An 11,780-nucleotide genomic window follows, 5' to 3' on the forward strand; every position below is an offset into this window, starting at 1 on the left:
AGTTATTTTACTTACAATTTTGATAAACCGACGCAAGTTGAAGTGAAAATCGGCGTGAGTTATGTCAGTATTGAAAACGCTCGGGAGAATTTAGAAAAAGAAACTCAAAGTTTGACTTTTGATGACCTCTATAAAAATACAGCATCTCAGTGGAACGACTTATTATCTAAAATAGAAGTGGAAGGCGGCACCAAAGATGATAAAACCATTTTTTACACGGCATTATACCACACTTTAATTCATCCAAATACCTTAAATGACGTGAATGGCGAATATCCAACGATGGGCAAACGCGAAACCGTCAAAACCGAGGACACGCGTTTTACCGTGTTTTCCTTATGGGATACGTATCGCAATCTGCATCAATTAATGAGCTTGGTTTATCCAAAGCAACAATCGGATATGGTAAAAAGCATGCTCAATATTTATGATGAAAGTGGATGGTTACCTAAGTGGGAACTCAACGCCACCGAAACCACAACCATGGTTGGCGATCCTGCGGGCATTGTTTTGGCAGATACCTATTTGAGAGGCATTCAGGATTTTGATATTGAAAAAGCTTATGAAGCGATGCGGAAAAGTGCCATGCAGTTAGAAAGTAATCCGTTACGACCTGGATTAAAGGACTATATCAATAAAGGTTATTTGACCACAAAAACCATACAAAGTGGATCGGTTTCTACCACACAAGAATATAATATCAGTGATTTTGCCATTGCACAACTGGCGAAAATCTTGGGAAAAAAAGAAGATTATAAATTGTTTTCGGAGCGTTCAGTAACCTACAGAAAGCTATTTGATAAACAGTTCAATTTATTACGTCCGAAAAACGATGATGGGTCTTGGTACGAACCTTTCCATCCCAACACAGGTGCCAATTTTGAAACCAATTTAGGTTTTATCGAAGGCAATTCGTGGCAATACACGTTTATGGTAACGCATGATACCAAAGCCTTAATGAAGTTGATGGGCGGCAAAAAGAATTACGTCGCTAAATTGGATGAAGTTTTTGATAACAAGCAATTTGATATGGCTAACGAACCTGATATTGCCTATCCGTATTTATACAATTATGCGACAGGTTACGAGTGGAAAACGCAAGAGCGCGTGACTAATTTAATCAATGAGTATTTTACAAATAAACCTGCTGGATTGCCTGGTAATGACGACACAGGAACCATGTCGGCATGGTTAATTTATAGCATGATGGGGATTTATCCGGTATCGCCGGCCGATCCTTTTTATACGATAACAACGCCAAGATTCGATAAAATAACCATTCATTTAGATCCGAGATATTATAAGAATAATGCATTGGTCATTGAGAAAGTAGGTGCCGGGAAAATCAATCACATAGTATTAGATGGCAAAAAGCAGAAAGGGTATTTTATCGACCATAACGATTTGGTTAATGGGAAGACTTTAAAAGTTGTTTTGGATTAGATAAATTCGATGACGAAACCTGTCAGGTTTTAAAAACCTGACAGGTTTGAGCACGATTTCAAAGAAAAGCAAGGATCAAAAACCAAAATCTGAATAGCATGAAAAACATAATCATTTTACTTTTATTAGTCATGACATTTTCTTCGGTAGGTCAAACGGCATCCTATAAAATGATGACCTATAATATCCGCTATGACAATCCTGGCGATGGCGAAAATACCTGGTCAAAACGAAAGGAATTTATGAGCGATCAGATTGCTTATAATCATCCTGACATTTTTGGAATCCAAGAAGGTTTACACCATCAAGTACAGTATTTGGAGAGCGTTTTCGTGGATTATGGCTATATCGGCGTTGGTCGTGATGACGGAAAAACCAAAGGCGAATACAGTGCGATCTTTTACAATAAAGAAAAATTACAGCTATTAAAGGAGGGCACGTTTTGGTTGTCTGAAACGCCTAATGAAATCTCAGTAGGTTGGGATGCCGCGATGGAACGCATTTGTACTTTTGGACTTTTTGAAAATAAATTCAGTAAGGAAAAGTTTTGGGTATTTAATACGCATTTTGATCATATTGGCGATTTGGCTCGAGTGAGAAGTGCAGCATTGATTCTTGAAAAGGTTGCCGAGCTCAATAGTCATAATCTGCCCGTTATTGTCATGGGAGATTTTAATCTGACGCCAGAATCAGAACCCATTAAATTACTGTCGAAAGCTTTAAATGATAGCAAACATGTGAGTGTAGCAAAGCCTTTTGGGCCGTCAGGAACCTTTAATGCTTTTGAGTTTAACAAACCTGTTTTAAATCGGATCGATTATATTTTCACAAGCAAAGATCAGATTGAAGTTTTAAAATATGCGGTATTAAGTGATTCAAAAGATTGTAAATATCCGTCCGATCATTTGCCGGTTCTTGTGGAATTGGAATTTATGAAGCCTTAAAATTATTTGACCTGTCAGGTGTCATTGCGAGGAACGAAGCAATCTCCTGAAAGGTCTGAAACCCTTATCAAAAATTAAAATTATAAAAACATGAAATTAAACACGCTCCTCATTGCCTTCTTATTTACGACGCTATGTTCAGTAAATGCACAAAAACCAGTAAACCATACTGTCTTTAACAAACAACCTTTAAACTTCGGTGGCGAAAAAGGAACCGATCCTGAAGCGGTTCGTTTAATGGATGGTCGCTTGGTTTATAAAAAAGTATCCATCCCTACGTTTGCACAAGGCACGGACGTGAGTGTAAAGTTGACCGTACGTTCCAATGGCGACCGTTGGGATAAATCGGGTTCTTGTTTTGTGGTTTCGGATCCGAGTAAACTATCCATTCTTTCCATTACCGAAAAAGACGGAAAATTTCCGAAGGATTCCTATGTTGACGATAAATATGCTGGATTCGTCAACGGTAAAAATTACGAACCGGTTGTGGAATTGATGCGCTTTATGACACCTTTTGGCGTAGGACATTATAGCGACAATAAAGTAAAATACCGTCGTCCTGTTTATATTCCAAGTTGGGAAAAGGAAGTGGTTTGGGTAACTGATATTACCGATTTGGAAAGTTTGGTAACGGGCACTTTTTATGTTGGTGTTTGGATCGATTCGTGGACTGCAGAAGGCTATGATTTCGATTTGGAATTGAACTATTCTAACAGAAAACAACAAAAAGTCAAAGTCTTACCTTTAGTGAATACCATTCCTTACGTGGGCGGACAGCAAATCCCTGATAATTTCGCGCATAACGACTTAGTCGAAACCATCCAATTAAAAAAGGATGCCAAAAATGTGAAATTACATTATATCACAACCGGACATGGCGGACATAGTGGTGGCGATGAATTTATCAAACTAAAAAACAGTGTGTATTTCGACAACAAATTGGTTTTGGATACGATTCCGTGGCGTGATGATTGTGCGTCGTTTAGAAGATTCAATCCAACCTCAGGTGTGTGGATCAGAAAGGACTCGGCATCTTATATTTCGCCTTTGACCAATAAGTATGAAATCAAGGAAATTGAAGAGCGCATTGCATCCTCAGATCTGTCAAGATCCAATTGGTGCCCCGGGTCTTTTGTGGAGCCGATGGTCGTCGATTTGGGCGATTTAAAAGCTGGCGCGCATGCGATCAGAATTAAAATCCCAGCAACGCCTGTGGATGGCGATAAACTCAATCACTGGTTGGTGTCTGCCTATTTGACCTATGAATAAACTACAATTCTGTCTTAATTAATGATCTCTATCAACCAATCAATTCCCATTGATTGGTTTTTTTTATTCAGAAACGACGTTCGTCTCAGTTAAATGGTTGTGTGACATACTTAAGTTATCGCTGGTCGAATTTGTTAATTTATTTAACAAATTTTAATTAAGATTGTTGTTATGTTATACATAATACTTTCGTTAAAAATCTAAAAATATGATGCAGAAATTAAGTAGAATGCTGTTTATATTCTTTGCTTTTGGCTTTATATCAGCCAATGCTCAGATAACAGTAAAAGGAAAAATTACTGAAACCACGAGTGGGGATCCAATACCTGGGGTAAACATTACACAGAAAGGCACCAGTAAAGGGGTAGTGTCTGACTTAGATGGAAACTATTCCATTGAAGTAAATGCCGATGGAACACTTCAATTCAGTTATGTGGGGTATGCTACCCAATCCATTGCTGTCAATGGAAAAGCAACTATTAATGTAGCCCTAATTGAGCAGAATGAAGGTTTGGATGAGGTGGTTATTGTAGGTTATGGTACACAGAAAAAGGGTAACCTTACAGGTGCAATCAGTACAATTGATGCTGAGGTACTTGAAAATAGACCGGTGAGCAATGTCATGCAGGCCATTCAAGGATCTGCGCCAGGATTATTATTAAGTGTTGGCAACAGTGGAGGTTCGCCAGGTGCGAGCATGAACATCAGCATCCGTGGTGTTGGTAACCTTCAAAATACCAGTGCCCCATTGGTTATTGTTGATGATATTCCATTAAATGACCCATCTGGGTTGAACAGTATAAATCCTGAGGATATCGAAAGCATTTCCGTTTTAAAAGATGCAGCGTCTTCTGCAATTTATGGATCTCGTGCAGCTTTTGGTGTAATTATAGTGAAAACTAAGAGTGGTAAAGGTGTGAAAGGCCATGAGATTACCTATTCCAATAATTATATTTATTCCTCTCCAACGAGAGTTCCTGACATGATGAATTCTTTGGAATTTGCCAATTACTTCAACCTTGCGGCAACTAACGGAGGTGGAGCGCCGATTTTTGATGCCGAAACCTTAGGGCGTATAAAAGCTTACTTAGCAGATCCGGTAAACACCCCAGTGACAGTTCCTAATGCAAATGGTACGCAATGGCAACAATATACAGGTTCTAATGCGAATACAAATTGGTTTGATGTCATGTATAAAGATATTGTGTTGCGTCAACAACATAATATTAGCTTTTCTGGGAATGAAGAAAAACTCAATTACAATGTTTCCGGTTCTTTTAATGACGCTCCGGGCATCATGAGTTTTGGTGAGGATAGCTACCAACGTTATACCCTTAATAGTAAGATCTCTAGTAAAATGAATGATTGGTTTACTGTTAATGCCAATCTTAGAATGTCTCGTGAAGACTTAGATAGACCTAGCTACGATCAGGGTCTTTACCTTCACAACATTGCACGTCGTTGGCCAACTAATGGTGTCTTGATGCCGAACGGAAGTTATAGCGACGGATCGGAAATACCATTTCTTTTAGAGGGTGGAAGAAGGATGTCAAAAGATTTCGATACGAATGCTGGTATCGATTTAATATTTGAGCCTATCGAAAACTTCAAGATTAAAACAAGTTTATATTACCAGCGTGAGACATCTAACGTCAGTTCCCATACTGCAAAAGTAAGCGTTACAGAACCCGACGGTCAAGAGCGCTTTATTCAGCAAAATAATAGTTTCGCCCGTTATGCTTACGAACGTAATTATATTTCGCCTAACGTTGTGGTTTCTTACGATAAATCAGTTAACGAAGTCCATAACTTTTCTGGATTGGTCGGATTTCAACAGGAAAATACAGATTATAGTTCTGTTCAAGGAAATATCAACGATTTGATTACTGATAACGTACCATCCATCTCGACAGGGGTAGGAAAAGTAAATGCTTATGATTCTCAAGGTTCTTTTGCAACCCAAGGTTATTTTGGAAGGCTAAACTATAATTACAACGAAAAGTATCTTTTTGAAGTTAATGGACGTTATGATGCATCGTCTCGATTTGCTCCTGATAGCCGATGGCATTTTTTCCCGTCTCTTTCTGCAGGATATAATATAGCGAAAGAAAATTTTTGGCCAGTTGAACAAATTAGCATGTTCAAGTTACGTTACTCTACAGGATCAATTGGAAATCAAAACGTAGCGAACTACTTGTATATTGGACGTATGCCAATAGGCAAGAATCTTTGGTGGTTAGGTAATAATGGAAGACCTAATTATACGCTAACGCCAGGTCTTATTAGTCCGGACATCACTTGGGAAACCGTATCAACGGACAACTTCGGTTTAGACGTAGCGGCCTTTAACAACCGTCTACAATCAACCTTTGAATATTACATAAGAACTACTGACGATATGTTTGGTCCGGCTGAACGATTACCAGCTGTTTTGGGGACGTCGTCGCCACAAGCTAATAATGCGTCTTTGGAAAGTAAAGGTTTTGAGTTAAGTTTAACTTGGAAAGATAATATAGGAGAAGTTAACTATAACGTAGGGGTCATACTTTCTGATGCTGTAACTACTGTTACCAAATACCGTAACCCAAATAATTTATTGAACACTTACCGTGAAGGACAAAAACTTGGTGAAATCTGGGGCTTTGAAACTGTAGGTTTATATCAAAATCAAGCAGAAATTGATAACGGTCCAGATATGACTAAATTCTACGGTGGACAATGGTTTCCTGGTGATGTGCATTATAAAGACATTAACGGTGATGGTTTTGTTGATTGGGGTAGATCTACTTCAGATGATCCAGGTGATTTATCTGTAATTGGGAATTCTACACCGAGGTATTTATACTCCTTGAATGCTGGTTTTGATTACAAAGGATTGGATTTCTCCATGTTCTGGCAGGGAGTTGGAAAAAGAGATGTTTGGACGGGCGACGCTTATACATTTGGTGCTGTTGGTAATCAATGGCAATCCGCTGGATTTCAAGAGCATTTAGATTATTGGTCTGAAGATAACCCGGGTGCATTTTTGCCTAGACCAACGTTTAGAAGCGCATGGAGAAATCAAGAGGTGCAAACCAGATTTTTGCAAAATGGGGCTTATTTGAGATTAAAGAATGTGACGCTTGGTTATAGCTTTTCAAATGATATCCTGGATAAATTACATCTTAAGAAACTTAGGTTGTTCATTGCGGGAGAAAATATGCTGACCATTACCAAAATGTCAAGCATTTTTGATCCCGAAGCTACTGGAGGTAGTTGGGGGAATGGAAAAATTTACCCACTTCAGAAATCATATTCAATTGGTTTAAATATTCAATTTTAATAACATCATATTATGAAACATATAAAATCCATAGCATTAGTATTAATTATGACCTTTAGCTTGGGTTGTTCGGATGATTTACTGGATAAGTTGCCCGAGGACCAGATATCTCCTGAGGCTTATTGGAAAACTCCTAATGATCTTGCGCTTTTCTTAAACCAATTTTACACGTCGTTTCCAGTTCATAACGGCTATAATGGTGGCATCTTTGAGTTTGATAATAATAGTGACAATCTTGCAGATATTTTTATAAACAATCGATTTGTTGGAACTTCAACGAATCCACCAACATCTGATGGTAATTGGAACTACAGTTCTATTAGAGCGGTCAATTTCTACCTTGAAAATTCTGATAAAGCACAAGGGGATGCTACTTTAATAGATCATTATAATGGAGAGGCTTATTTTTTCCGTGCGATGTTCTATTATAATCTTCTTAAAAGATACGGAGGGGTGCCTTATATTGACAAAACTCTTAATGCAGATTCACCAGAATTATACACACCAAGAATGCCAAGAAATGAATTGGCTACTAAAATTGTTGAAAACCTCGATCTAGCGATTGCTAAATTAAGACCAAAAAATAGATCTGAGGCGTTTAGGGTTCACCAAGGCATGGCATTGTCATTGAAATCTACGGTGTGCCTTTATGAGGGGACATGGGAGAAATATCATAATAATGATGCATTTGCTGCGCCTGTTAATGAGAGTGACAAATTTTTAAAATGGGCAGTTGAGGCTTCAGAAAGGTTAATTGATGAAGGTGAATATTCCTTGTACAATAATGGCACACCATCAACTTACTGGGATTTGTTTAACCAGGTTAATTACACGGGGAACCCAGAAGTTATGTTCTGGAAAAAATACAGTGTTTCAGAAGGTGTAAGCCACTATGTAGGACATTATTTACCTCATACAGGATCAGGTACTGGCGTTACTAAATCGTTAGTAGATTCTTATTTGGCTATTGATGGACAGCCTATTAGTGTGAGCCCTTTGTATAGCCTAAGTCAAGAAAACAGTCTAACCACAATAATAAAGGATAGAGATCCTAGACTTGCCCAAACTATTGCCACACCGGGAGATTTACTTACCGTTAATGTTGGAGTGCCAAATGAGATTTTTAATTTCCCAACTTTTAAAGGTAATAATGAAATCACAAACACAACTGGATTCCAAATTTACAAAGGTGGGATTACGGATAACGCTCAAAGAAATGATAGTTGGACTGGTGCCATTATCTTTAGATATGCTGAAGTACTCCTCAATTTTGCTGAGGCAAAAGCGGAACTTGGAAGCTTAACCCAAAGTGATTTGGATAAATCAATCAACATGCTAAGAACTCGTGTCGGCATGCCGGCATTGAATTTAAGTCCTGTTGCTGATCCAAACAAAGCGTTTCCTGCATTGAGTGATATTGTCAACGAAGTAAGAAGAGAACGTCGTGTTGAAATGGCATTAGAAGGAAAACGTTTTGATGATTTAATGCGTTGGGCAGCAGCTGACGAACTAATTGTTGGCAAAAGATTAGAAGGATTTAAAATTGTAGGAAGCGACATGCAGACGGAATTTGCTGATTTGATCGGAAGCTCTATTCTAGTCAACGCAGAAGGTTATATAGATCCTTATATGAATACTATACCAGGTGGATTTGGATTTAATCTTGGTAGAGATTATTTGTCTCCTGTGCCAACAGAACAAATAGTTTTAAGTCAAGGTAGCCTTGTTCAAAACCCAGGCTGGAATTAAGAAGAGTTTATATTTTTTTCACAATTATTTGAGTTATTTGATGAAAACCGTTCCTATTTAATAGGAGCGGTTTTTTTACATTAAATTTTGAAACGCATTAGTGCAATATGAGATTTGTTGAATAAGGTCGCGACTCTAATTTTAGCTCCTTTGATTTTGCTCCTTTTTTCAAAGCAGTTTCAAAGATCTGGAAAGTACGCGTAAGTTTTCAATATATGACTCTACGGAATTTAACGCGATGGGATTTAGAAGGAGATTGCGATTTTTACATTAAATTCATAGGTTTTATTTAATTTTTAAGAAATCGTTTTCGTAGATTTAATAGGTCTAACATAATACAATTGCCTAAATTTTGATTAGTTTAGGCAATTAATTTTACTGGTAATTGTTATTCGCAGATGGAGTTAACGGATGTTTATCCGAGTTTCTAACTGCCGAAATTAAAATGCCATTCCATACATCTTATTTATTATTATGATTTTGAAAAGAAAAGCTTTAGTTATTCTTAAAACAGTATTCGCATTCTGCGCTGTTTTAAATGCCAATGGCCAACAAAAAGATCCGATTAAGGACTACAAACATTACATCGAAAATGAAGCGGTCATCAGTGAGCATAAAATGGATGCGCATGCGTCCTTTACGTCATTTACTTCAGAAAAAGATGCTTTAAAAAACACCCCGGAATTCTACCAGTTATTGGACGGCATCTGGAAATTTAACTGGGTAAGAAATCCAGCCGATCGCCCAACAACATTTATGAATCCTAACGAAGATGTTTCAGGTTGGGATGATCTTAAAGTGCCGTCAAACTGGGAAGTGGAAGGTTATGGGATTCCTATTTATGTGAATCATCAATATGAGTTTTCCGATTATAAAGCGATGGTAGCAGATGACATGAAACTTGTTGATGGAATTTATCCTGCTAATCCTGGAAAAGTTCCAAACGAATATAATCCTGTCGGAACTTATGTGCGTGATTTTAATATTGATAATAGCTGGGACGGAAAAGAAATATTCTTACAAATCGGTGCCATGAAATCGGGCGGATTTGTTTGGCTCAACGGCAAGTATGTGGGTTATTCTCAAGGCAGTAAGTTGCCTGCAGAATTCAACATTACTGCTGCTGCACAACCAGGAAAAAATAAAATCGCCATTCAAATTTTCAGATGGACGGATGGTTCTTACTTAGAATGTCAGGATTTCTGGAGAATTAGCGGCATTGAGCGCAGCGTTTATGTGTATGCACAACCAAAAGTACGTATTCAAGATTATGAAGTGGTTTCTATTTTAGATGGCGCTTATAAGGATGGTGTTTTTGAATTATCGGTGGATCTTCGAAATCATTTATCAAAAGCAGCTAAAGGCAATGTTTCCTATAAAATATTAGATGCCAATTCTAAAATTGTAGCTTCTGAAACCAAACCATTTTCAACTTCAAGTAAAACAACGGTTGACTTTTCTGCCAGCTTACCAAACGTAAAACAGTGGAGTGCAGAACATCCTAATTTGTATACGTTACTCATTGAAACAACAGACGCCAAGAAAAAAACGCTCGAAGTCACGACCTCAAGAATTGGTTTTAGATCTATTGAAATCAAACAAGGTTTGCTTTTGGTCAATGGCCAGCGTATCACTTTAAAAGGCGTGAATACTCAGGAAGCCAATCCTGAAACCGGTCACGTGGTGCCAGAAGAGTTGATCATGAAAGACATCAAACTTTGGAAAGAAAATAATATTAATGCGGTGCGTTTAAGTCATTACCCACAACAACGTCGTTTTTACGAATTATGTGATGAATATGGATTGTACGTGGTTGATGAAGCAAATATCGAATCACACGGTATGTATTATGGCAAATATTCTTTAGCCAAAAATCCAAGTTGGGAAAATGCGCATGTGGATAGAATGGTGCGTATGGTTGAGCGTGATAAAAACCATCCATCAGTCATTATCTGGTCCATGGGGAACGAAGCTGGAAATGGCGTGAATTTCTTCAAAGGTTATGATGCGATGAAAAACGCTGATAAGACCAAACGTCCTGTACAATACGAGCGTCCATACAAAGATTACGATGGCAGTTTATGGGATATGGATTCGAATACGGATATAATCGTACCACAATATCCATCGGCAGCAACTTTTGAAGCCGTTGGAAAAACTAAAACCGATCGTCCCTATATTCCTAGTGAATATGCACACGCAATGGGTAACAGTACCGGGAACTTCAAGGAATACTGGGATATTATTGAGCAATATGACAATCTTCAAGGTGGTTTTATCTGGGATTGGGTGGATCAATCTATTTGGAAAACCGATGAAAATGGCGAGCGTTTTTATGCTTATGGAGGCGATTATGGCGAAAATATGCCGTCAGACAATTCGTTTTTAAATAACGGGATTGTTTTTCCAGATCGTACCCCACAACCTGCATTATTTGAAGTTAAAAAAGTTCATGAATTTATCAATTTCAAAGAAAAAGGAATCAATCAACATAATGAGTTACGTGTGTTGCTTGAGAATCTATACGATTTTACCAATTTGGATCAATTCGATTTTACCGCCGAAATCAAAGCCGATGGTAAAGTTTTGAAAACGATTAAAATCGATGATATTTCAGTAGAAACGCATACTGGGAAATTGATCAGATTGTCTCTAAACGACATCGATTATAAACCGAACACAGAATATTTTGTTGAGATTTCAGCAAAAACGAAAGCGGCTTGGAGCATTCTTCCAAAAGGATTTGAAGTGGCGCATGAGCAAATTGCTTTATCTAGTAAATACAAAAAAGAGCTTACAGAAATCGCCAAAAAAGGAATTTTAAAAATTAAGGATTCCAAAGAAACTTTGGAAATTTCAAATAGCGACATTCAGTTAGTTTTCAATAAAAATAAAGGACAAATAACGTCTTATGTTTTTGAAGGCAATGAGCTCATCAAGGACGGCAACGGGCCACGACCTAACTTTTGGCGTGCACCAACTGATAATGACTTTGGTAGCCAAATGCAAGCTAGAAATATCGAATGGAAAAAGGCATCGCTTTTTATGAAAGT

Annotated in this window: 6 protein-coding genes; all 6 read left to right on the top strand. The window is 37.8% G+C overall.

Going from position 1 to position 11,780, the window contains the following annotated elements; all coding sequences use genetic code 11:
* Positions 1 to 1,443, top strand: a 1,443-nt coding sequence (locus ABIQ28_RS09975; protein ID WP_348036817.1) for a glycoside hydrolase family 92 protein, incomplete at its 5' end; no start/stop codon positions are given.
* Positions 1,444 to 1,541: 98 nt separating this feature from the next.
* Positions 1,542 to 2,387, top strand: a complete 846-nt coding sequence (locus ABIQ28_RS09980; RefSeq protein ID WP_348036819.1) for an endonuclease/exonuclease/phosphatase family protein — start codon at positions 1,542 to 1,544, stop codon at positions 2,385 to 2,387.
* A gap of 90 nt (positions 2,388 to 2,477) precedes the next feature.
* Complete coding sequence (locus ABIQ28_RS09985; RefSeq protein WP_348036821.1) at positions 2,478 to 3,656, top strand: PNGase F N-terminal domain-containing protein; 1,179 nt, start codon at positions 2,478 to 2,480, stop codon at positions 3,654 to 3,656.
* A gap of 208 nt (positions 3,657 to 3,864) precedes the next feature.
* Positions 3,865 to 6,978 carry a TonB-dependent receptor gene (locus tag ABIQ28_RS09990; RefSeq protein WP_348036823.1) on the top strand — a complete coding sequence of 1,038 codons (3,114 nt, stop codon included), beginning with the start codon at positions 3,865 to 3,867 and terminating at the stop codon, positions 6,976 to 6,978.
* Between the two features lie 12 nt (positions 6,979 to 6,990).
* Positions 6,991 to 8,727: a RagB/SusD family nutrient uptake outer membrane protein gene (locus ABIQ28_RS09995; RefSeq protein ID WP_348036827.1), complete on the top strand. Its 1,737-nt coding sequence runs from the start codon at positions 6,991 to 6,993 to the stop codon at positions 8,725 to 8,727.
* Positions 8,728 to 9,201: 474 nt separating this feature from the next.
* A partial coding sequence (locus ABIQ28_RS10000) for a glycoside hydrolase family 2 TIM barrel-domain containing protein (protein ID WP_348036830.1) occupies positions 9,202 to 11,780 on the top strand: 2,579 nt, incomplete at its 3' end.

The organism is Gelidibacter sp. (genome assembly GCF_039916245.1).
Classification (GTDB): domain Bacteria; phylum Bacteroidota; class Bacteroidia; order Flavobacteriales; family Flavobacteriaceae; genus Gelidibacter.

Coding starts and splice junctions, on each gene's coding strand:
- ABIQ28_RS09985 (WP_348036821.1), top strand. CDS start 2,478: ATGAAATTAAACACGCTCCTCATTGCCTTCTTATTTACGACGCTATGT.
- ABIQ28_RS09980 (WP_348036819.1), top strand. CDS start 1,542: ATGAAAAACATAATCATTTTACTTTTATTAGTCATGACATTTTCTTCG.
- ABIQ28_RS09990 (WP_348036823.1), top strand. CDS start 3,865: ATGATGCAGAAATTAAGTAGAATGCTGTTTATATTCTTTGCTTTTGGC.
- ABIQ28_RS09995 (WP_348036827.1), top strand. CDS start 6,991: ATGAAACATATAAAATCCATAGCATTAGTATTAATTATGACCTTTAGC.